The 23,132-nt window shown below is 54.4% G+C and carries 14 protein-coding genes; all 14 read left to right on the forward strand.

The features are described from left to right. Nucleotides 1–80: 80 nt before the first annotated feature. Nucleotides 81–1,223 (forward strand): 4Fe-4S dicluster domain-containing protein, encoded by a 1,143-nt coding sequence (locus ACJJIJ_RS07745; RefSeq protein WP_444939165.1) that lies wholly within the window; start codon nt 81–83, stop codon nt 1,221–1,223. Then, nucleotides 1,220–1,696 (forward strand): cyclic nucleotide-binding domain-containing protein, encoded by a 477-nt coding sequence (locus ACJJIJ_RS07750; protein WP_444884910.1) that lies wholly within the window; start codon nt 1,220–1,222, stop codon nt 1,694–1,696. The genes ACJJIJ_RS07745 and ACJJIJ_RS07750 overlap by 4 nt, the downstream gene beginning before the upstream one ends. Continuing rightward, nucleotides 1,693–2,511, forward strand: a complete 819-nt coding sequence (locus ACJJIJ_RS07755; RefSeq protein WP_444939166.1) for an FAD/NAD(P)-binding protein — start codon at nt 1,693–1,695, stop codon at nt 2,509–2,511. The genes ACJJIJ_RS07750 and ACJJIJ_RS07755 overlap by 4 nt, the downstream gene beginning before the upstream one ends. Further along, nucleotides 2,487–3,311, forward strand: a complete 825-nt coding sequence (locus ACJJIJ_RS07760) for an NADH-quinone oxidoreductase subunit B family protein (RefSeq protein ID WP_444939167.1) — start codon at nt 2,487–2,489, stop codon at nt 3,309–3,311. The genes ACJJIJ_RS07755 and ACJJIJ_RS07760 overlap by 25 nt, the downstream gene beginning before the upstream one ends. 15 nt (nt 3,312–3,326) lie before the next feature. After that, the gene (locus ACJJIJ_RS07765; protein ID WP_444939168.1) at nt 3,327–4,637 is read left to right on the forward strand and encodes a Ni/Fe hydrogenase subunit alpha; all 1,311 of its coding nucleotides are present in this window, start codon (nt 3,327–3,329) and stop codon (nt 4,635–4,637) included. Then, nucleotides 4,615–5,100, forward strand: coding sequence for a hydrogenase maturation protease (locus tag ACJJIJ_RS07770; protein ID WP_444939169.1), 486 nt, complete (start codon nt 4,615–4,617; stop codon nt 5,098–5,100). The genes ACJJIJ_RS07765 and ACJJIJ_RS07770 overlap by 23 nt, the downstream gene beginning before the upstream one ends. Nucleotides 5,101–5,115: 15 nt before the next feature. Beyond that, nucleotides 5,116–5,388 carry a hydrogenase/urease maturation nickel metallochaperone HypA gene (locus ACJJIJ_RS07775; protein ID WP_444884905.1) on the forward strand — a complete coding sequence of 91 codons (273 nt, stop codon included), beginning with the start codon at nt 5,116–5,118 and terminating at the stop codon, nt 5,386–5,388. Beyond that, entirely contained in the window at nt 5,378–7,678 is a 2,301-nt protein-coding gene (gene hypF / locus ACJJIJ_RS07780) for a carbamoyltransferase HypF (RefSeq protein WP_444939170.1), read from the forward strand. The genes ACJJIJ_RS07775 and hypF overlap by 11 nt, the downstream gene beginning before the upstream one ends. 6 nt (nt 7,679–7,684) lie before the next feature. Next, nucleotides 7,685–7,927 (forward strand): HypC/HybG/HupF family hydrogenase formation chaperone, encoded by a 243-nt coding sequence (locus ACJJIJ_RS07785; RefSeq protein ID WP_444905242.1) that lies wholly within the window; start codon nt 7,685–7,687, stop codon nt 7,925–7,927. Nucleotides 7,928–7,931: 4 nt separating this feature from the next. Then, the gene (gene hypD / locus ACJJIJ_RS07790; RefSeq protein WP_444939171.1) at nt 7,932–9,059 is read left to right on the forward strand and encodes a hydrogenase formation protein HypD; all 1,128 of its coding nucleotides are present in this window, start codon (nt 7,932–7,934) and stop codon (nt 9,057–9,059) included. After that, complete coding sequence (hypE, locus tag ACJJIJ_RS07795; protein WP_444939172.1) at nt 9,025–10,062, forward strand: hydrogenase expression/formation protein HypE; 1,038 nt, start codon at nt 9,025–9,027, stop codon at nt 10,060–10,062. The genes hypD and hypE overlap by 35 nt, the downstream gene beginning before the upstream one ends. A gap of 313 nt (nt 10,063–10,375) precedes the next feature. Further along, nucleotides 10,376–13,069, forward strand: a complete 2,694-nt coding sequence (locus tag ACJJIJ_RS07800; protein WP_444939173.1) for a cation-transporting P-type ATPase — start codon at nt 10,376–10,378, stop codon at nt 13,067–13,069. A 389-nt stretch (nt 13,070–13,458) separates the two neighbouring features. After that, nucleotides 13,459–14,436, forward strand: a complete 978-nt coding sequence (locus ACJJIJ_RS07805; protein ID WP_444939174.1) for a universal stress protein — start codon at nt 13,459–13,461, stop codon at nt 14,434–14,436. Then, nucleotides 14,433–23,087, forward strand: a complete 8,655-nt coding sequence (locus tag ACJJIJ_RS07810; protein ID WP_444939175.1) for a GH36-type glycosyl hydrolase domain-containing protein — start codon at nt 14,433–14,435, stop codon at nt 23,085–23,087. The genes ACJJIJ_RS07805 and ACJJIJ_RS07810 overlap by 4 nt, the downstream gene beginning before the upstream one ends. Nucleotides 23,088–23,132: the final 45 nt, after the last annotated feature.

The raw sequence follows: 23,132 nt of genomic DNA on the forward strand, positions 1-23,132 counted from the left end.
TTCTGCTTTAACACTACACTGATTAACAAAGCCGCTCTCGGCTACCAAGCTGCATGTTTTATTATTGAGCATTAAGCACTATGGATTATCGGCTACAAGCGCCCGATCTGGAGTGCCTTATACAAGCAATCCGCGATAGAGGATTCCTGCTGTACGGGCCCAGATTGACCGATGGAGCCATCACATTCGGTGAAGTTCACTCACTCTCAAATCTGCCTCAGGGCTGGACTGATGAGCAGCAGGCTGGGCAGTACCGAGTTAAGCGCCGGGAAGATGAAGCTTACTTTGGCTATGCCGTAGGGCCTCACTCCTGGAAGAAATACCTGCAATTACCCCGCCGGCCCATATGGAAGGTCTCCAAGCAACATCAAACCATAAAAATCGTTGAGACTCAGGAGTCAGCCCCAAAGCAGGCATTCCTGGGAGTTCGAGGCTGTGAGCTGCACGCCATTGCTATCCAGGATCGTATCCTGTGCCAGGGGGAATATTCCAATGAGAGTTACCACCAAAGGCGGACACAGTTGTTTACCGTTGCGGTGAATTGCACCTCGGCAGCGGATACCTGCTTTTGTACTTCGATGAATACCGGTCCAAAAGTCACTTTGCCCAGCGATCTCACCTTGACAGAGGTGATTGAAGCCGGGGAGCACTTTTTTCTGATCACCAGTGGCTCGGATGCCGGTAAGGAGATTCTGGAGCAACTCCCCTTGCTTCCAGCAAGTGAGGGGGAAAGTAAACTGGCTAAAGGTAAGGTGAAGCGCCTTGAGGAGGAAATGCGGCGTGGACCACGCCACTTCGATAGCTCAGATTTGAAAGAGCTACTCTATAGAAACCTCGATAGCCCGAACTGGGATAAAGTCGCTGATCGCTGTCTATCTTGTGCCAACTGCACCATGGCCTGTCCAACCTGTTTTTGCTCCACCGTTGAGGACACCACCGATCTCAGTGGCGAACATGCTGAGCGCTGGGAGCGCTGGGATTCCTGCTTTACTGCAGATCTCAGTCATATTACCGGCGGCTCAGTACGCGCCGATACCCGGTCACGCTACCGGCAATGGATGACTCACAAACTGGCCAGCTGGCACGACCAATTTGACAGCTCTGGTTGTGTGGGCTGTGGTCGCTGCATCACCTGGTGCCCTGTGGGTATCGACCTCACCGAAGAGGTCCGAAATATCCGAGCCCTGGATCAAAAACAGGCGCCCAGCCAGGAGTCACCATGAAGACCATTGCCGATCTTCTTCACGAGCATCCTTTCTTTCAAGGTTTGGCAGAGAGTGATCTGCAGTTTCTGGCTTCCTGCGGTGAGAACTGTATTTATCACAAGGGCGACTACCTGGCGCGGGAAAATAGTCAGGCAAACCACTTTTTCCTGATTCGCAGTGGCCGGGTAGCAGTAGAGACTTTTGTTCCCAATCGCGGCCCCCTGTGTCTGCTCACACTCCATGGCGGTGATATTTTCGGGTGGTCCTGGCTGTTTCCTCCCTACATCTCTGCTTTTGATGCCCGCGCCATGGAAGATGTTCGCAGCCTGCGCTTGGGCGGGGAATGCTTGCGCAATAAATGCGAACAGGAACCTAAACTGGGTTTTGAGCTGATGAAGCGCTTTGCGCGAATTGCTACTGAACGGCTGCAGTCCGCACGTATTCAATTGCTGGATATTTACGGCCCAGATCACCAGGGCCACCCAACATGATCCCCTCCGTTTACCGGGTGTGCCAGCGGCGCGTGGAATATCCGGGGACTTTCACATTGCAGCTGGAAGCTAAGAACGGTAGGCGGCATAAGCCACCGATGAATTTTGCTCCCGGTCAGTTCAATATGTTGTACGCCTTTGGTACCGGAGAATCCGCCATTTCCTTTAGTGGACTGGGGAGCGGGGACGGCAAGCTCATCCATACCATTCGCGCCCAGGGGAATGTCACCCGGGCCCTAGAGCGCCTACAGGAGGGAGACACTTTAGGTGTAAGGGGGCCTTTCGGCATCGGTTGGCCTCTAGATACTGCCGCTGGCAAAGATCTTTTGATTATTGCCGGCGGTCTCGGACTGGCGCCGTTGCGCCCAGTAATCTATGCGGCGCGGCGGGAGCGACTTACCGCACGCGAGGTGCGTCTCTTTTATGGTGCCAGGCGCCCAAGTGAATTGCTGTATAGAGAGGAGCTCGCTCAGTGGAGCACCCAGCTCGAGCTTGAGACTTCGGTAGATCACGGTGATGGCTCCTGGCCTGGGCATATTGGTGTGATTACCGATCCTCTGCAGGCCGCACAAATAGATGGCGCCAACTCGGTGGCGTTTCTGTGCGGCCCTGAAATTATGATGCGCTTTTGTATCCAGGTTCTGATACGCAAAGGTGTGCCAGAGTCCTCTATCTATCTTTCGATGGAGCGCAATATGAAATGCGCCATCGGTCTCTGCGGACACTGCCAGTGGGGTCCAAACTTTATTTGTAAGGATGGCCCTGTTTTTTGCTATGAGGATATTCGCCCATGGCTGCAGATTCGCAGCTTATAAGCCGGCAGCCCTACAAACCCAAACTGGCGGTCTGGAAATTCACCTCCTGTGATGGCTGCCAACTCAGCTTGTTGGACTGTGAGGATGAGCTGTTGCTGTTGGGGCAGGAAGTGGAGATCGCCTATTTTATGGAGGCCTCCAGTAAGGTGGAGGAGGGGCCCTACGATATCTCCCTGGTGGAGGGCTCCATTACGACGCCCGCCGACCTGTTGAGAATTCAGGAGGTGCGGCGTCAGTCAAAGTTCCTGGTAAGTATTGGCGCCTGTGCCACTGCCGGCGGTATCCAGGCACTGCGCAATTTTGCCGATGTCGTCGAGTTTACTTCTGTGGTTTACGCTGAGCCCTCTTACATTCACACCCTAAAAGAGTCCACCCCCATTGCCGCCCATGTGCCGGTGGACTTCGAGTTGCAGGGCTGCCCGATCAACAAACTGCAACTGTTAGAGGTCATCAGTGCTTTTCTGAATTCTCGTGCACCTCAGGTTTCCAGTCATTCAGTGTGTATCGAATGCAAACTTAAGAACAATGTCTGTGTATGGGTAGCCCATGGCACCCCCTGCATGGGGCCGGTAACCCATGCTGGTTGTGGCGCGCTTTGCCCTAGTTACAACCGCGGTTGCTATGCCTGCTATGGCCCGAAGGAGAACCCTAATGGTGAATCCCTGTGTCACTGGTGGGAACAAAATTTAGGAGCAGACAGATCAACCGTCATTGAAAATCTACGTAATTTCAACGGGGTATCACCTCATTTTAAAGAAATTAGTCAAGATAGAGAGCATCGCCAAAAGGGAAAATCCTAACGGGTAGAGCAACTAATGGCCGGTAAAAGTAAAACCATCAAAGTCGATTATTTGGCACGAGTTGAAGGCGAGGGTGCACTCTATATACGCTACGACGATCATGGTGTGCACGAAGTGCAATTAAAGATCTTTGAGCCCCCACGCTTCTTTGAAGCCTTTTTGCGGGGGCGCGATTACACAGAAGCACCGGATATCACCGCCCGTATTTGCGGCATTTGCCCAGTGGCCTATCAAATGAGCGCGCTGCACGCCATGGAGAACGCACTGGGTCTGGTTCCTACTGAGCCCCTGAGAAATTTGCGCCGTTTGCTCTACTGTGGAGAGTGGATCGAAAGCCATATGCTGCATATCAGCATGTTGCATGCACCGGACTTTCTCGGCTATCCCAATGCCGTGGCCATGGCCAAAGACCACCCAGAGGTTGTACAGCGGGCGTTGGAAATCAAGAAAACTGGAAATGCGTTGGTGCGTCTGCTTGGGGGTAGGGAGGTCCACCCAATCAACGTGCGCGTAGGGGGCTTTTATCGAGTGCCCAGCCTGGAGTCCTTTCAAGCACTGCGCCCCCAATTGTTAGAAGCCCACAATCTGGCAGAACTCATGACGCGTTGGGCGGCGGGTCTGCCATTTCCCCATTGTGAGCAATCCTATGAATGCGTCGCCCTGTCCAACCCCAGTGAATACCCCATGAATGTGGGGCGTATTGTTTCCAATCGCGGGCTGGATATTTCGGTAAAGGACTACGAAAAACATTTTCGCGAACAGCAGGTACCGCACAGTACGGCATTGCACAGTATATTGATCGAGCGGGGCGCCTACCTTGTCGGGCCCATGGCGCGCTACAACCTCAACTACTCCCAACTCTCAGGAGAAGTGAGAAGCCTTGCCGAGGCGTTGGGTTTCCGAGCCCCCTGCAATAATCCCTTCAAAAGTATTGTGGTGCGCTGCCTGGAAGTACTCTACGCCCTGGAAGAGGCACTGCGCCTCATCGATGCGTTTCAACCCCCCGATGAGCCCTACCTGGCTGTAGAACCCAGAGAGGCTAGTGGCTGTGCCGCTACCGAGGCCCCTCGCGGACTGCTCTATCACCGCTACGCCATGAATGAGCAAGGCAAAATTACTTTTGCCAAGATCGTCGCTCCCACCTCTCAAAATCAAAAAACTATCGAAGATGATCTACGCCTGATGCTGCCAAAATTCATGCACCTGCCCGAGCAACAATTACAGGGTTTATGTGAGCGCGCCATTCGCAATTATGACCCCTGTATTTCCTGCTCAACCCATTTCCTGCAGCTACATTTGCAACATGAGCCAAAAAGAATCTCCTGAGCGCTGGCTGTTGGTCAGCCTTGGCAATCGCTTCCGGGGAGACGATGGTGTGGGGCCCTATCTGCTCGACAAGCTGCGCAGCCAATTAAAAGGAAGCGCAGATTTTCTGGAGAGCGGCAACGACATGGTAACCCTTGTGGGGCATTGGAAAGATCGTCAGGTCTGCTTGGTAGATGCGATTTTGTCCGATGAGCAAAAATCGGGCGAACTAATCCGTGCTAATGGTCTGGCCGATATTATCGCGCCCAGTAACTGCACGACTTCCAGCCACGGCTTTAACCTCAGAGAAGCGATCGACTTGGGCAGAGTGCTGGGAGCATTGCCCCACAGGCTGGAAATTTTTTCCATCTGTGCCGAGAACATCAGCTCCTGTGATCGTCTCACTGCCGCAGTGAAGTTAGGCGCGGAGCGTGCCGAGCAGGAGCTACTTGCGTTTCTACAAGGCGATAACGGACAAAGCTGACAACGGAGACCAGTGATGCATGAACAGTCCTTGATCAGCAATCTGATCGAAAAAATACAGCAGCTTGCCGAGAACGAAGGCGCCAGGGTAGTGGGTGCCAAGCTGCGCCTAGGTGCTCTTGCACATATCTCCGCCCCACATCTACGGGAACATTTCGAACAGGCAACTTTCGGGACCAGCCTGGAAGGATTGCAACTGGAAATTGAAGAGCTCACCGATATTCATCACGCCGAAGCCCAGGACATTATCCTGGAAAATCTGCAATTTGAGGCCAGTGATGGACAATGAGCGTCGCCGGCTAGCGATTAAAGGCCTGGTACAGGGCGTAGGGTTTCGACCTTATATTTATCGCTTGGCGCGGGATTGCCAACTGACCGGCTGGGTTGCCAACCATAGTGGTGGATTACAGTTGGAGGTTGAGGGAAAAAGCACAGGCATCGAGAAATTCCTACAGCGTCTTCCTCTGGAAAAGCCGCCGCACAGCCTGATACTCAGTATTGATAGTGAGGTAATTCCTGCCGAGGGTGACAGCGATTTTGAGATTCGAGAAAGCACCGTTGCCGCCGCACAATCTACCCTGGTTCTGCCAGATATAGCTCCCTGTAACTCTTGCCAGGCCGAATTGCAGGATTCCCGTAACCGCAGGCACAAATACCCATTCATCAACTGCACGCACTGCGGCCCGCGCTTTAGCATCATTGATAAGATGCCCTATGATCGCGCCAACACTGCAATGGATCAGTTTCCTCAATGCGCCAAATGCCAAGCTGAATACACCAATCCCGAAGACCGCCGTTTTCACGCCGAACCCAATGGCTGTCCAGAATGTGGCCCACAGCTGCAGCTCTGTGATAGCAAAGGCAAGGTGCTTCTCACCGGCCTGGCAGCCTTGAATGAGACGTTCGCCAGCCTGGCCAGTGGAAAAGTTGTTGCGTTGAAAGGTGTAGGGGGGTTCCAACTATTGGTAGATGCCGGCAATAGCCAGGCATTACAGACATTACGCAAACGCAAGCAGCGCCCACACAAACCTTTTGCCCTGTTGTATAGCTCTTTATCGGCAGCGCGACGTGATTGCCGGATTTCGGAGTTGGAGGCAAAACTGCTTACTTCACCGGCACGCCCCATCGTACTACTGGAAGCAAAACCGGAAGCGAATGCCAGGGTACACGAGCTGGTAGCGCTGGGTTCACCAGATCTGGGGGTGATGTTGCCAGCCTCACCACTGCACCTACTCCTTGCCGAAGAGTATGCGGCCCCCCTTGTCGCCACCAGCGGCAATTTGGCTGAAGAGCCAATTTGCATTGAAAATACGGAGGCTTTGCGGCGCCTTGGCAAAATTGCCGACCGTTTTTTACTGCATAACCGCCGCATAGTGAGGCCATTGGATGACTCGGTACTGCGGGTAGTAGAAGACCGCCCCTTGATGTTACGCCGTGCACGTGGCTATGCCCCACTACCCATTACCCAGGCAAAACTGTCACAACAGGCACTCACTCAATCCTATTTAGCCCTGGGAGCAGATTTAAAAAATTCCGTGGCGCTGTCCCACAATGGTTGGATTTATCAGAGCCAACATATTGGCGACCTGAGTAGCGCCACCGCAATTGAGCACTTTGACCGCACGATTGCGGACCTCACTGGCTTACAACAGCGTCGACCGCAAACGCTGATCCACGACCAGCACCCAGGCTATAGCTCTCATCGCTGGGCACTGCAACAGCAGGCTCCACGCCTGGGGGTACAACACCATGTTGCCCATCTGTTTTCCTGTATGGCCGAACACGGTCACAGTGGTGCCGCACTTGGCGTCTGCTGGGACGGCACTGGCTATGACAGCAGCGGCATAGTGAGGGGCGGGGAGTTCCTCCTCTGGGACGGTAAATTGCAAGTAGAACACGTCGCCAGCCTGCGCACATTTCCCCTGCCAGGTGGAGAAAAAGCCGTGCGCGAACCACGGCGGGCTGCGGCGGGCCTGCTATATGAAATTTCCGGATACATGGCGCTGCAACACCAGCTGCTCAAGCGCTGCTTTACCCGCAGTGAACGCCGTAACCTGGTCACCATGCTGGAAGGTGAGGTCAACAGCCCTCTATGCAGCAGTGCCGGGCGCCTGTTTGATGCAGTGGCCGCACTGTTGGGGCTATGTAGCCAGTCGAGCTATGAGGGGCAGGCCGCCATGGTGCTGGAACATAGTGCCCGAGGAATTCAGAGTAGTGACAGCTATCCATTCGACCTGTATCAGCGTCAAAGCAAGTGGGAGCTGGACTGGGCCCCCTGTATTAGCGCCTTGATACACGATGAAGGGAAGTCGCTGCCGCAGCGGGCTGCGGCTTTCCACAATACCTTGGCAAATATGATTCTGGCAGTGGTCAGTGAGATCGGGGAGCGTCAGGTCTTTCTCTCCGGCGGTGTTTTCCAAAACCGAAGACTAACGGAACGCACCGCGACACTGCTGCGTGAGCGGGGATTTACCGTGCATTGCCACAGCCAGGTCCCCCCCAACGATGGCGGTATTGCTCTTGGGCAACTTCACTATGCCCACTGCATGGCTGCAGCCGGACAACTTGCGGGGGATTAAGTGGGCATGTGCTTAGGTATTCCCGGCCTTATTGAAGAGATCACAGATAATTCCCCCCTCGAACGCCTGGGCAAGGTACGTTTTGGCGGCATAGCCCGGCAAGTCAACTTATCCCTGGTGCCAGATGCCGGCGTTGGCGATTATGTGGTAGTCCATGTGGGTATCGCCATCAGTCAGATACAGGAAGAAGAAGCCGAACGTGTTTTTCGCGACCTGGAATCCCTGAGCGGGCCGAGCGGCCAGGAGTGATGCCGTGAAATTTGTCGATGAATACCGCCAGAGCGAAACTATCCAAAAGATAGCCACAGAAATTCGCAAAGAAACCACGCGCCCCTGGACGATTATGGAAGTATGCGGTGGACAGACTCACGCCATCGTTAAGAATCGCCTCGACCAGTTACTACCGCAAGCAATAGAGTTGGTTCATGGACCGGGCTGCCCGGTTTGTGTGACCCCCCTGGATACCATTGATCGGGCCATTGCCATCGCTGGATTGCCGGGAGTGATTTTCTGTTCCTTTGGCGATATGTTGCGAGTACCCGGGTCAGAACACAGCCTGCTCGATGTGAAAGCCAATGGTGGCGACATTCGCATTATCTATTCCCCCCTACAGGCGGTGAAGATTGCCGAGGACCACCCAACAAAGCAGGTGGTCTTTTTTGCCGTAGGATTTGAAACAACCGCAGCCGCGAATGCCATGGCTGCCACCCAAGCCAAACAAAAGTCGCTTAAGAATTTTTCCCTGTTGGTTTCCCAGTTTTTGGTGACACCGGCCATCGCTTCTATATGCGCCGCCAAGGATACACGTGTGCAGGGATTTCTTGCCGCTGGTCATGTGTGCTCAATAACCGGTTACGAAAGCTATCTGCCCCTTGCCGAAAAGTATCAGGTGCCGATTGTCGTTACCGGCTTTGAACCCCTGGATATTCTTGAAGGTTTGTTGATGTGCCTGCGCCAATTAGAGCAGGGCAGTTATCAGGTGGAAAACCAGTATCTAAGAGCGGTAGAACGAACCGGCAACCGCCCGGCACAAGTGTTACTGAACAATGTATTTAGCGTTTCAGCTCAGTGTTGGCGGGGCCTGGGTGAAATTCCAGCGAGTGGCTTGGCACTTGCTGAAGAGTTTTCAGATCTCGATGCAACAAAGAAATTTGCATTGCCAGAGATCAAACCCCGGGAGCAACACCAGTGTATTAGTGGTGCCATTATGCTCGGCCTCAAAAAGCCCGGTGACTGCCCCCATTTCGGCACAACCTGCCGCCCAGACCACCCCCTTGGCGCCCCCATGGTTTCCTCCGAGGGTGCCTGCTCCGCCTACCATCGCTATAGCCAACAGGTAAAAACCCGTGAATCTTCAATGTCCTCTCCCAACAACCAATAAGGGCAGCATCCGCCTGGGGCATGGCAGTGGTGGCGAGATGACACAACAGCTTCTGAAGGAGTTTATCCAACCGTTGTTTAACAATACCTGGATCGATCAAGCCCATGACAGCGCTACCTTGCCTTGGGATTCTGATTCTCTGGTGTTCACCACCGACTCATTCGTAATTACCCCATTGTTTTTCCCCGGTGGGGATATCGGCAAATTGGCCGTTTACGGAACCGTCAATGACTTGGCCATGGGCGGTGCCGAGGCAAAATTCTTGAGTTGCAGCTTGATACTGGAAGAAGGATTGCCGTTCAACACATTAAAAAGAGTGCTGCAATCCATGGCTGGCGCAGCCGAGGAAACCGGTGTAAAGCTGGTTACCGGGGACACCAAGGTCGTGGAGAGAGGCAAGGGCGATGGTATCTATATCAATACCAGCGGAGTGGGTAGCTTGCTGAGTAATCACCCAATAGACCCCAGTTATATCCGCCCAGGTGACAGAATTCTATTGTCCGGGGATATTGGCCGACACGGTATCACTGTTATGGCAAGCCGTGAGGGATTGGAATTCGAAACTGCACTCACCAGTGACTGCGCCCCGCTCAATGCCGCAATTTCAGCACTGCTCCAGGGCGGTATTCCGCTTCACTGTTTGCGGGATCTCACTCGCGGTGGTCTCGCGACGGCCCTGGTGGAACTGGCCGAAACCAGTGGGCAGGCCTTCGAACTGGATGAAGCGCAGATCCCAGTCTGCGAATCAGTCTACGGAGCCTGCGAAATGCTGGGCCTAGATCCCCTTTACGTGGCCAACGAGGGGCGTTTCGTTGCTGTTATTCCCGCAGAGTGCGCAGATCAGGCCAGCGCTATCCTAAGAGAGGAACGGGTAGGGGCATCCTGTGCAATTATTGGGAAAGTCACTGGCAAGCCCAGTGCCCAGGTTATTCTGAAAAACAGTCTGGGGTGTGATCGCCTGTTACAGCGCTTGCCAGGAGAACAATTGCCAAGAATTTGTTAGCCAATAGAATTTATAAACATCGTGCAGAAACATTGATAGCAGCCTCAACCTCCCTGGCCTTGTTCATTTTAATGTCATGCATCGCCCTGATTCCCGCTCCGCAGTATCGGGTAAGGTTCCAATTAAACTAAGTGCTAGAGCGCTATAAGTTGGCAGTGGCGTTTTGTCACAGCAAGCGGCTGGCTTCATTTTTACTAAGCTTCCCAGTCTAAATGCATGACTATTCATTGCTAAGCTCAGTCGAAAACTGTGAAAGGTAATCCGATAAAGGTGAACCGTGCTTCAGACAAGGCCTGAGAAAAACTGGCACTCAATGTCCGCAGATACTGTGTTCTCCGAGCTGAAGACCAGTATGGCCGGAATCAGTGAGGACGAAGCTGCGCTAAGACTGCGAACCTACGGGCCTAACTGCCTGCCAGCACCAGCTCGCAAAGGGTTTCTGCGGCGCTTCTTCTCCCATTTCAACAACCTCCTGATCTACGTCCTGCTCGGGGCGGCGCTTATCACAGGCCTACTACAACACTGGGTAGATACCGGGGTCATCCTGGCGGTGGTTATCGTCAATGCGATTATCGGCTTTGCTCAGGAGGGTAAAGCGGAAAGGGCCATGGATGCTATCCGCCATATGCTGGCTCCACGTGCCGCAGTCCTCCGCAACAATCAGCGGCTCACTGTGGAAGGAGAGAAGCTGGTACCCGGCGATATTGTGCTCATTGAGGCCGGCGACAAAGTGCCTGCCGATTTGCGGCTGTTAAAAACGCACGGTCTGCAGGTACAAGAGGCCATCCTGACCGGGGAATCCATCCCGGTAGAAAAACATACCGATCCGGTTAACACCGATACCCCCTTGGGGGACCGTAGTTGCTTAGCCTATAGCGGAACCACTGTCACCAATGGGCAGGGAGTGGGGGTAGTAGTGGCCACCGCCGCAGAGACTGAGATCGGTCATATCAGTGGCATGCTCGCCAGTGTTGAAACTTTAACCACTCCGTTGGTTGAACAGATGGGTTTCTTCGCCAAATGGCTGGCCCTTTTTATTCTGGCCGTTGCTGCGTTGATCTTCGCCTTTGGGCTGTTTGTATTGCAGCACAATTTTAATGAACTGTTTATGGCCATTGTTGGACTTTCGGTAGCGGCCATTCCCGCGGGCTTACCGGCAGTTCTAACCATCACATTAGCGGTCGGAGCCCAGGCGATGGCGCGGCGCAACGCCATTGTCAGGCGCCTGCCGGCTATCGAAACCCTGGGATCAGTATCGGTAATCTGTACCGATAAAACCGGGACGCTCACCCGCAACGAGATGTGCGTCGCCACAGTAGTTACAGGCGCACAACGCTATGAAGTAGAGGGCGAAGGCTATGAACCGCGGGGTGAAGTCATGCTCGGCGGCGCGCCGGTAGCGATGTCAGCCCCAAACCCACTGCAGGAGTTAGCCCGTGTCGCGGTTCTTTGTAATGACGCCGAGCTCAGAAAAGAGGATGACAACTGGCTCGTCGAGGGTGATCCCATGGAGGGGGCCTTACTGGCCTTCGCAGCAAAGGCGGGAATGAATAGCGAGGAGGTGCGCAAGCAGTGGACCCGTACCGATATTATCCCCTTTGATGCCCAGCATAAGTTTATGGCCAGCCTAAACCACAACCATGAGAATCATGCACTGATCGCCGTTAAAGGGGCGCCGGAACAGGTTTTGGCAATGTGCAAAACCTATCGCAGCGAGGATGGAGGCTGCGAACCGCTGATGGAGACTTACTGGCGACAAAAGACCGAGGAGGTGGCGGCATTGGGACAGCGTGTCTTGGCGCTCGCCACAAAAGAGGTAAAGCCAGAGCACACGGTGCTGGAGCACTCAGACGTGAAGGGAACTATGACTCTTCTCGGCTTGGTGGGATTGATCGATCCACCCCGTCAAGAGGCTATAACCTCAGTTGCGGAGTGTAGGGGCGCGGGTATTCGAGTGAAGATGATTACCGGCGATCATGTCGCGACCGCAAAAGCCATCGGTCAGCAGATAGGCTTGCAGCGGCCTAACAAAGCCCTAACGGGAGTGGATATCGACAACCTGAATGACGCGGCATTGGCGGCAGAAGTCCTGAAGGTGGATATCTTCGCCCGCAACAGGCCTGAGCATAAATTGCGGCTGGTAACCGCATTGCAGGCCCACGATATGACTGTGGCAATGACTGGCGATGGCGTAAACGATGCCCCCGCATTAAAACGCGCCGATGTGGGTATTGCCATGGGCCGGGGGGGAACAGAGGCTGCCAAAGAGGCCTCCGAGCTGGTTCTAGCCGATGATAATTTCGCTTCCATCGGCGCTGCGGTCCGTGAGGGGCGCACAGTTTATGACAATATAAAAAAAGTGATTAGCTGGACGCTGCCCACCAACGCAGGGGAAGCCTCAACCATTATTGTGGCGCTGCTCTTTGGCATGGTACTGCCGATAACACCGATCCAAATACTTTGGGTGAACCTGATTACCGCGGTTACGCTTGGTATTGCGCTCGCCTTTGAGCCCACAGAAGAAAATACCATGCACCGCCCACCACGGTTGCGCGACCAACCGCTCCTTACCAGTGTACTGGTATGGCATATCACATTAGTTAGTACCTTATTCCTGTGTGGCGTATTCGGAATATATACCTACGCCATTCAGCAGCACTACTCATTGGAATTGGCGCGAACCATGGCCATGAATACATTGGTGGTAATGGAAATTTTCCACCTGTTTTTTATTCGCAATATGTATGGCACCTCTCTCACCTGGAAGGCAGTGCGCGGCACCAAAGTGGTGTGGATGGCAGTCATCATGGTCACTTTGGGGCAATTTGCCATTACCTATGTCCCACTCCTGCAGGAAGTCTTTGCTACTGAGGCAGTGCCACTTTTTGATGGCATTCTGATCGTTGCGATTGGCGTAGCGCTGTTTGCCATTATCGAGATCGAAAAACAGATGCGTATACGCCTTTCCCGCCAGACACAAAGCTTCACTGCCAGGGAAAATTCTTAATTCCGTACCTTGACCTGTTCTCAGCCTGACCAACCCTACAGCCTAAGCCCCGCTTTAATTGGCTCACAATTTGCTGCCTCTTTATGGGTTTATTCTTATTACTAGTGATCAGATGCTCTCAATGTGTGTTGAAAGCCAGCGCAGCTCTACCAAAACTGAAACTTTCAGTGACATAGAGCACATTTTTGCAGGTTGGCAGCAGGGGCAACACCGTCATAGACACTTTGCAATACTCTTGAGCTTAACCGTGCTAGAGAGCTTTTCAGGGATCGCGTTTAACACAAGGTTAAAACCCGGAACAGCAGTGTAGCGAGCAAGTAAAACTTTCCGCCAAAAACCTTATGACATTTAGTGAAGATCCAGGCCGGGCCCCGGTAGGGAGTGATGAGATGCCGTTTAAACAAATCCTACTTCCTCTTGATGGCTCAGCTATCGCTGAAGAGGCCATCGCCCATGGAGTTATGCTGGCCCAGAACAGCGGTGCAAAAATACACCTTCTTCATGTACAAAATTCTGAAGAGCAGAGCATAGATCCGGTGGACTGGCGGCTGCGCAGAGTAGAGCTGCGTAGCTACCTCAACCGTTTGGCTGAGCCCATTTCGGAGCAGGGTATTACTGTAAGCCAGTCTGTGGTGGAGGGGCGCCCAGCAGAGCAGATTGTAGAGTACTGCGATGAGGTCGATATCGATCTGATTGTACTCACTGCATACGGCAAGGGTGGCGTCAGCCGTTTCGACTTCGGCAGCACCGCCCAAAAGATTTTTAGCGGCTCTGGGCGGTCCTTCATCATAGTGCACCCGGGTTTAAAACCTCCGGTCCAGGAAAATATGGCTTACCGCCGTATTCTGGTTTCCATGGATGGTTCCTCTCATTCCGAGTGGGTTGCTTGCCAGGCGGCATCAATGATGCGTGGGCAAGAGATGGAAATGATTCTGCTGCAAGTGATTGCTGTGCCAGATATGCCCCGCAAAATGCCGATCACCCGCGAAGAACATGCCACACGGGAAAAGTTTGTCGAATGCAATCGGCGCGCGGGTGAAGTCTACTTGGAGGAGATGGCTCGCCAACTGGAAAACGGCATCAAAGTGCGGCCCTTGCTGCTGGTTGCACAGAATGTCGCCGAGTGCATTTATGCCACTGCTGCGGAAGAGGATGTCGATCTGATTGCCATGAGCGCGCACGACTGGCAAACCGGTGAGCAACACGTAACGGGTACCGTCTGCCACTCCGTTATATCCCACAGTAACCTGCCGGTTCTGGTATTCCAGGATTTGCAGGAATCCCAATTACAGGCTCTGCGCGCTGACAACATAGCCTGCCAAATTCGCCACTCAACTCTTCCGGTAAGAAATGAAGCGCATCGATGAAATTGCGGTTTTGGAAAAAGCAGGGCGCTCGCCAGGGGTACAAGTTCTTTGTACATGCAAAGTCCGAGCAAAGCGGTACTCAATCTGGGAGTACCGCCCACGGGATTGGTAACAATTCGAGCCGGGATAATGAACAGCAGCGCCTGGAAGACATAGCCGCGCTGGCCAAGCAGCACGCAAGCCCTGTCGGTACCGGTGGTGGCTACCGCTTGCGACTGCACTTGCGTCAGTTAGAAAAACATTTCGAGAAAATCTATCGGTATCTCGCCACTCGGGTAGAGGCGGGCGAAAAAAGTACTCGCAGTGAAGAGTGGCTACTAGATAACCGCCATGTGGTCCAGGAAGCCCTGCAGTTGGTATGTGAGTCCCTGCCGGTGAACTACTTAAAGCAGTTGCCACAAGTTTCTGCCGAAGACGGCAGTGTCGACCTGCGTTTGCATGTCCTTGCCGATGCATTGATCACCGATTTCTCCCAACCCGTAGATATTCAATCCATTCACCTGTTGGTTGAGCACTATCAGGAAGATGCTGTTTTAACCACCGGCGAACTCTGGGCACTGCCCGCACTTTTGCGCCTTTGCCTATTGGAGCACTTGGCGCAGCTGGCCGAGGATGCCCTGGGAGGACATACCGCTACAGAAGAGGAACTCAGCGTTGGCATTGCCAGCGGTATCATTAGCCTGCGAGAACTGCGTAGTTGTAACTGGCGGGATTTTGTTGAGTCCCTCAGCCGTGTAGAACATATATTGCGCAAAGACCCTGCAGGCGCCTACCGCCGAATGGATTTTGAAACCCGCGATAGATACCGGGATGTGATAGAAAAGCTGGCGCGCGGCAGTGGCAAAACCGAACAGCAGGTTGCCCAGCGTGTGGTGGAACTGAGCGACGTGCAGGAAACCGATAAGCGCACCCGGCATGTGGGATACTACCTGATAGATGAAGGGCGTCCACAGCTGGAAACCCTGCTGGAATATCGCTCAGGCTTTCTGCAGCGCCTTCATTGGCAGCTATTGCACAAGGCATCCAGGGTATTCTTTTCCGGATTGGCTCTTTTCTCGATTCCACCGCTACTTGCCCTGGCTGTTTATCTACTCTGGAGCGGTGCTTCTATCATTTTGACGTTATTGGTACTGCTGGTTACCGCAGTGCCAGTGGTCGGTATGGCCCTGGCTCTGGTCAACGGCTTGATTACCCACTGCTTGCCCCCGCGCCTGCTGGCAAAACTGGATTTTGATAAGGGCATATCCAGTGAATACCGCACGGTTGTGGTTATGCCGGTACTGTTTGCCGATGCGGAGGATATGCAAAGGATTCTCGAGTGCCTGGAAATCAATTTCCTCAATAACGGAGATAGGAATCTTGTTTACGCAGTTTTAAGTGATTTTGCAGACGCGGATACGCAAAGTACCAGTGAGGACACAGCACTATTAGAAATCGCCAAAGCATCTATTGAAATTCTGAACGAACGCCACAGGGTCGATGAGGGCAGATCACCGTTTTTACTATTACATCGTGAGCGTCGCTGGAATGCGTTGGAAAACTGCTGGATGGGCTGGGAGCGCAAGCGCGGCAAATTGATCGAATTCAACCGACTATTGTCGGGCAATGAGGAACAAAGTTTTACCACTTGTTTTGGCGATCGCAAACAACTGCAAGGCATTCGCTATGTCATCACTCTCGATGCCGACAGCCAGATGCCACCAGACACCGCACGACGCCTCGTTGGTGCCATAGCGCACCCACTCAATCGCGCAGTGGTCAACAGCAGCACACAAAGAGTGGTAGCAGGTTATGGATTTTTACAGCCCCGGGTGGAAACCGACCCGGCTAGCTCTGATGGAACCCTATTCAGCCAGATTTTTGCCGGTGATCGCACCGTAGACCTCTACACCCACGCCGTCTCGGATGCCTACCAGGACCTGTTCGGCGAGGCGATATTTACCGGTAAAGGAATTTACGACCCGGAGGTTTTCTCCCAGACCCTGGCCGGGCATCTTCCAGAAAATGCCATCCTCAGCCACGATTTAATCGAAGGTGCCATCGGTGGTGTAGGGCTGCTGTCGGATGCAGTCTTCTACGAACAATACCCACCTAATGTTTTCGCCATGCTGCGCCGCTCGCACCGCTGGATTCGCGGTGATTGGCAGATACTTTCCTGGCTGGGCAAACGTGTACCGGTCGATAGCGGTGAACAAGTCGACAACCCTTTACCGACAATTCAGCGCTGGCAAATCGTCGATAATCTGCGACGCAGCCTGGAGGCCCCCTGCCTGTTGGCACTTTTTCTGCTGGCCTGGAGCGGTTGGCTACCAGGCCATGCCTGGGCTTGGACTTCGGCGCTACTTTTGTTGTCTTCCGCATCGGTATGGCAGGAATTACTATCGATGGTCTGGCGCAGCATCGCTGATCCCAGCCGCGCCCATCTTCATTTCCGGGGAGGGCCGGCGGTTCTACAGCAGCGCTTTTTACACTGGCTGCTATCGCTGGTTCTGCTCCCGGTGCAAGCGATTAACGCGTTGGATGCGATCGTACGCACACTCTATCGGCTGCGCGTTTCCCACCGCCATTTGTTGCAGTGGACATCAGCGGCACATGTGAATCGCTCTGTCAGCAGTGCACTGACTGCGTTTGGCAGTTGGCGTGCGATGTGGGTTTCCCCACTGATCGCTCTATTGGTAACTGCAGGCTTGGCTTATTGGGTTCCCGCCAGTCTCTTGCCTGCAGCACCGTTTTTGTTGGCCTGGCTCTTTGCGCCCCAACTTCTTCACCACATCAATTTACCGCGAGAGCTGGAGCCATCAGTTCTAACAGAAGAGGACAAGCGCGAGTTGCGTTTGCTAAGCCGGCGAACCTGGTTTTTCTTCGAACACTTTATGGGGCCTGACGATCACTGGCTGCCGCCAGATAATTATCAGGAAGAACCCCTGGCGGTCCTGGCCCGGCGTACATCCCCCACCAATATCGGGCTAGGCTTGCTCTCTATTCTCAGCGCCTACGATTTTGGTTACGTTGATCTCAGCCTGCTATTAGCTCGACTCAACAACAGCTTCGACCGTATGCGCGGACTGGAGCGCTATCGCGGACACTTCCTCAACTGGTACGAAACCCGCGAACTACACCCGCTTAACCCCCGCTATGTCTCCACCGTGGATAGCGGCAACCTGGCCGGCAGCTTACTAACCCTGGCCTCCGGCCTGGAATCCCTGAAAACTGAACCACTGAGTGGACGCCAGCTGGTACTGGGGATCACCGATACCCTCGATGCCATGGCAGAAACCCTGCAGCCGGTCGATAAGGACTCTGCCCCCAATGAAATCCGTGAGATCAACGCGCAGCTAGCGCAGTTTCGTCAACGTTTACAAGCCGGCGCGGAGCACAATCGCTGGTGGCAAACCATCGACGATATCTATGAGAGAGATGTGCCCTGGCTACAGAAGCAGATGCTGGCGCTGATCGAGGGTGACGAAAAAAATTTCAGCGCAGAGGATCTCGGTCGACTACGCCAATGGCTCGATGAACTGCACCGCCATGCGGTGGCCGCGAGGCGCTATCAGGAGGCGCTCGAACCCTGGCTGCGACTTATGCAGGTACCACCCAAAGTCTGCCGGGAGGGTGTGGAGCATGTCAGAAAAGCTTACCTCTCTCTCGCAGACACTTTGAAAATCCCAGTTTCCCTATCGACCATGCCAGACTTCTGCGATGCTGCGGAACAACAACTGCTACAACTGCAAAAACACCTCGCTGCAGAACCACAAGAGCACGATGAAGCCGCCTCTTGGTGTAAAAAAATGCATAGCGCACTGGAAAGCGCACGGGAAAATGCCGCCAGTTATTGCCGAGACATCACCAGCCTTTCCACCAGGGCACTCAACTGGGTGGAAGAGATGGATTTCGCCTTCCTCTACGATCGCGATCAGCACCTATTTCATATCGGTTACAACATTACCGATGCTGCACTAGACGCCAACCACTACGATTTACTCGCCTCAGAATCGCGCCTGACCGGCTTCCTCGCTATTGCCAAAGGCGATGTACCGGCGCGCCACTGGCGCCACCTTGAGCGACCATTTCGGCACCTTCATCGCCGGGTGGTGTTGATGTCTTGGAGTGCGACCCTGTTTGAATATTTAATGCCGCGGCTGTTTATGGAAACGCCAGAGCACAGTTTGATAGGGCGGGCCTGTCGCAATGCCATTGAAGTGCATCGCAAGTTTACCGGCCGTTTCGAACTGCCCTGGGGTATCGCCGAATCCGGTTACTACGAACTGGACAGCCAATTGCACTACCAATACCGTGCCTTTGGAGTGCCAGGTATCGGTTTTCGTCGCGACCTCGGTGAACGCCTGGTTATAGCGCCTTATGCTTCCATGATGGCACTACCATTCGATGCCGCAGGGGTTATGGAGAACCTGCGCCAGCTTCGCGCCGAAGGTGGTTACGGCCAGTTCGGCCTGTATGAAGCGATTGACTATGGCCGTACGGCCAAAGCTATACCTCGACGCGCACGCACTGTGCGCTCCTATATGAGCCACCACCAGGGCATGATCCTGCTGGCCATTAATAACTACCTCCACGATGACATAATGCAACAACGCTTCCACAGCGATGTGCGCATTGCCGGCCTGACGCCACTACTGCACGAGCGCCTGCCCACCGCGCGGCCGGCCCTAAGACCCTGGCAACAGCCGGGGCTACAGCGCAGTTTCCACGCCGAAGGAGCCCTGCAGAGCTGGTCTGCTCTTCCGGGGAGACCCTATCCACAATACAACCTGCTCTCTAACGGCCACCACACACTGCTGCTGGGAGCAGATGGTTCAGGTGGCAGCTATTGGCACAATCTTGCCCTGACACGCTGGCAGCCAGATCCGACCCAACACCAGGGCGGGCACTGGAATTATGTCCGCGATCTGGATAGCGGCGAACTATTTTCTGTGGGGCTGGCCCCCTGTGGCGGAGACTCCGGCCACTGTATGGCCAACTTCTCACCACAGGAAGTAGAGTTCCAGCGCCGTGAAGCGGAGTTATTCTGCCGCTTACACATTGCCCTCAGTTCCCAGCATGACTTAGAAGCTCGCCGACTGGTAATCAAAAATGAGAGCAATCGCAGCCGCCACCTGCTGCTGGCGGATTATGCCGAGGTGGTGCTAGCGCCAGAACACGATTACCAGCGTCATCCCGCCTTTGCCAAACTGTTTGTGGAGAGCCAGTACCTGCCCGATGAGCAGGTGATGCTCTATCGAAGGCGGCCTCGCAGCGGCGAGGAAAAACCGATATATCTAGCCCACTGCGCATTGGTTTCTGCCGATGTAAGTCACCAGCTGGGCTGGGAAACCGATCGGGTACGTTTCCTCGGCCGCGGCGGGTCCCCGGCAAGGCCTCTTGCTCTGCAACGAGGCCTGGAAGGCTTCACGGGAACCACTGGCCCTGTATTAGACCCGGTAATTGCCTCAGCCCAGGAAATTTCTATTTCGCCTCATTCTGAAGTCGAAGTGATCTACCTGACTGGCGCCAGTAAGTCACGCCGGGAGTTGTTGGCTGTGTTGCGCTCTTATCGCTCGCGGCCCAAGGCACGCTGGGTATACGACCTGGCGCGAATGCAGTCTGAACAGGAGTTACACAACCTGCGTATCCCCGCGGCAGACGTCTACTGGATGATGGAGTTGCTCTCCGCTGTGCTGGCACCCTCCGGCGGGCTGCGCGCCTCTTCCCGAGTATTGGCCCGTAGTCATCATATTCAGCGCTGCCTGTGGAGCCGTGGCATCTCCGGAGATAACCCAATCCTGTTACTGCAGGTGCGCAGTGAGCAGGGCATTGATTTTGCCGAGCCCATTCTTCAAGCCCACACTCTCTGGAGCGGCCGCGGCCTGGCTATAGACCTGGTTATTGTCGATGAGGATTCCGCCGGTTATTCCCAGCAGACCCGCGACAGGTTACAGGAGATGATCGCCGATATTCGCGGTCGTACTATGCGCAAACTAAACGGCTCAGTGGTGATGGTGCCAGGCCAGGAGCTGCCAGAGTCTGATCGTATGGGCCTTTTGGCTGCCGCACGGGTATTGCTCGATTCCTCAGCAGGGCCAGTGGCCACACAGCTGGAGAATAGTGCCACCGCACTACAGGCTCAGATGCAGCCTCTGCCTCCTTTTGTACCGGTGCAATCTGCAGGTTATGTCCAGTTACCAACACCAGCCCTGCAACGCCCAAATGATCTTATATTTGATAATGGCCTGGGTGGTTTTTCAGCGGATGGGCGCGAGTACATCCTGCATCTACAAGCAGGCAAGACGGAAGAACCGGGCCAGCGCCCTCCAGCACCCTGGGTAAATATCATCGCTAATCCCAACTTCGGTTGTCTGGTATCCGAAGGGGGCTCCTGCTGTACCTGGAGCGGCAACAGTGGTGAACACCGGCTGACCGCCTGGAATAACGATCCGGTCCGCGACCCCACTGGTGAAACCCTCTACCTACGCGATGAAGAGAGCGCTCAGGTTTGGTCGCCAACCCCGGCCCCGCGGCCCGCCGAGACCGACTATCAGGTAAGACATGGGGCAGGTTACACCGAGTATCGCCATAACAGCCACGGCCTTGAGCAGTCCTGGCGTATTACGGTCGATCGCACTGCTCCGGTGAAAATTGGCCGGCTGACATTGAAAAATGGCTGGAACAGGCCTCGCCGCTTAACGGCCACCTACTACGTGGAGTGGGTAATGGGACTGACCCGCGGCAACAGTTGGGCTCATCAAGTCAGTGAGTTCATACCAGAAAGCAATACGTTATTGGCCCGCAACGCCTTTGTCCCGGATGCCAAACCCGGTGTCGCCTTCCTGACTGCCAGCCTGCCACCTCACGGTCTGACCACAGATCGGCATGAGTTTATTGGCAGTACCGGGAGCCCACAGGCACCGGAGGCACTGTTTCGGATTGGCCTCTCCGGGAAGGTGCAGTCTGGCGGCGACCCTTGCGCCGCTTATCAAGTCCACATTGATCTGGCTATCGGCGAAACCCAACACATTTATTTTGTGATGGGGGAGGGGATTGATCGTGCCCAGGCATTGGATTTGGCCGGTGAATTCCGGGATCCACAAAGAGCCGCAAACTCCCAGGCCGAGTTCGAACAGTTTTGGGAGAATTATCTGGGCTCTGTTCAGGTGCGAGTGCCCGATAAGGCCACCGAGCTGATGGTAAACCGCTGGCTACCTTATCAAACCCTGGCCTGCCGCCTCTGGGGCCGCAGTGGCTTCTATCAATCCAGTGGTGCCTTTGGTTTCCGTGATCAGCTTCAGGATGTACAGGCACTGCTGTGGACCCATCCCGACTGGACACGCCAACATATTTTGCGCACTGCCTCACGCCAGTTCCAGGATGGAGATGTACTGCACTGGTGGCATGAAAATCCCTTACGCGGTGTGCGCACCCGCTGCTCCGACGACTTACTGTGGCTGCCATTTGTTACAGCCCAATACATTCGCACCACGGGTGATTACCAAATCCTGGATGAACCGGTCAGCTATCTTGCCGGGGCACCACTGGGCAAAGATGAGCATGAGCGCTACGCCGAGTTTGAAAGCAGCGATGAATCCGGGTCTCTTTACGAGCACTGCTGCCGCGCAATTGAGCGCGCCGGCGCCGTAGGGCCGCACGGGCTACCGGTAATCGGCAACGGCGACTGGAACGACGGTTTCAGCCGTATCAGTACCACCGGCCGCGGTGAGAGTGTGTGGATGGGCTGGTTTTTACTGCGAGTTTGTCGGGATATGGCGCCTCTGTGCGACTACATCGGCGATTCTGCACTGGCAGAATATTACCGTCAGCTGGGAGAAAATTTCCGTCAACAGGTAGAAGACAGCGGCTGGGACGGCGCCTGGTATCGGCGCGCTTATTACGATGACGGCACGCCGATTGGTTCTAAGGACAGCGATGAATGCAAAATCGACCTGATTGCACAAACCTGGTCGGTGCTATCCCAGCAGGAACCCACTGAGCGATCCCGCAAAGCGATGGAATCGGCCGACCAGCACCTGGTAAACGAGTGCGCCCGGCAAATACTGTTGCTTAAGCCACCGTTTAACAAAACCAAGAAGGACCCCGGCTATATCAAAGGTTATCCACCGGGAATTCGTGAAAACGGTGGCCAATACACCCACGCCGCCACATGGGCCGTCTGGGCCGCGGCCGGACTCGGACAGAGCGAGCGGGCTTGGCATTACTTTAATCTGTTAAACCCAATCACCCACACCGATACCCTTGAAGGCGTAAAGCGCTATCGCACAGAGCCCTATGTATTAGCCGGCGATGTCTACGGCGTGGCCCCCCATGTGGGGCGCGGTGGCTGGACGTGGTATTCCGGAGCGTCCGGCTGGCTGTATCGCAGTGCACTAGAGGCATTACTTGGGGCAAAAATTCTCGATGGCGATCACTTGGTGATCGAACCCTGCCTACCGCAAACCTGGCATAACTATCACTTATCGCTACGCTTTGGCAGCAGTCGCTATGAGATCGACATCAGTAATTGCGGTGGCTGTCCGCGAGAGATCGAATCACTGACGCTGGATGGAGAAAGACTCACTTCAGGAGTCATTCCGTTAAAAGACAGCGGCCAGGAGCATCAGGTAGCTTTAGTATTCAAGCCTGTTTTTAATCCCCCCAGATAACAACTAAATACTTCACTATTAAATTTTTCAGTGTGGTCAGCAGGT

Source organism: Microbulbifer mixtoriginis (SeqCode), assembly GCF_052467945.1.

Coding starts and splice junctions, on each gene's coding strand:
- ACJJIJ_RS07745 (WP_444939165.1), top strand. CDS start 81: ATGGATTATCGGCTACAAGCGCCCGATCTGGAGTGCCTTATACAAGCA.
- ACJJIJ_RS07750 (WP_444884910.1), top strand. CDS start 1,220: ATGAAGACCATTGCCGATCTTCTTCACGAGCATCCTTTCTTTCAAGGT.
- ACJJIJ_RS07755 (WP_444939166.1), top strand. CDS start 1,693: ATGATCCCCTCCGTTTACCGGGTGTGCCAGCGGCGCGTGGAATATCCG.
- ACJJIJ_RS07760 (WP_444939167.1), top strand. CDS start 2,487: ATGGCTGCAGATTCGCAGCTTATAAGCCGGCAGCCCTACAAACCCAAA.
- ACJJIJ_RS07765 (WP_444939168.1), top strand. CDS start 3,327: ATGGCCGGTAAAAGTAAAACCATCAAAGTCGATTATTTGGCACGAGTT.
- ACJJIJ_RS07770 (WP_444939169.1), top strand. CDS start 4,615: ATGAGCCAAAAAGAATCTCCTGAGCGCTGGCTGTTGGTCAGCCTTGGC.
- ACJJIJ_RS07775 (WP_444884905.1), top strand. CDS start 5,116: ATGCATGAACAGTCCTTGATCAGCAATCTGATCGAAAAAATACAGCAG.
- hypF (WP_444939170.1), top strand. CDS start 5,378: ATGGACAATGAGCGTCGCCGGCTAGCGATTAAAGGCCTGGTACAGGGC.
- ACJJIJ_RS07785 (WP_444905242.1), top strand. CDS start 7,685: ATGTGCTTAGGTATTCCCGGCCTTATTGAAGAGATCACAGATAATTCC.
- ACJJIJ_RS07800 (WP_444939173.1), top strand. CDS start 10,376: ATGTCCGCAGATACTGTGTTCTCCGAGCTGAAGACCAGTATGGCCGGA.
- ACJJIJ_RS07805 (WP_444939174.1), top strand. CDS start 13,459: ATGCCGTTTAAACAAATCCTACTTCCTCTTGATGGCTCAGCTATCGCT.
- ACJJIJ_RS07810 (WP_444939175.1), top strand. CDS start 14,433: ATGAAATTGCGGTTTTGGAAAAAGCAGGGCGCTCGCCAGGGGTACAAG.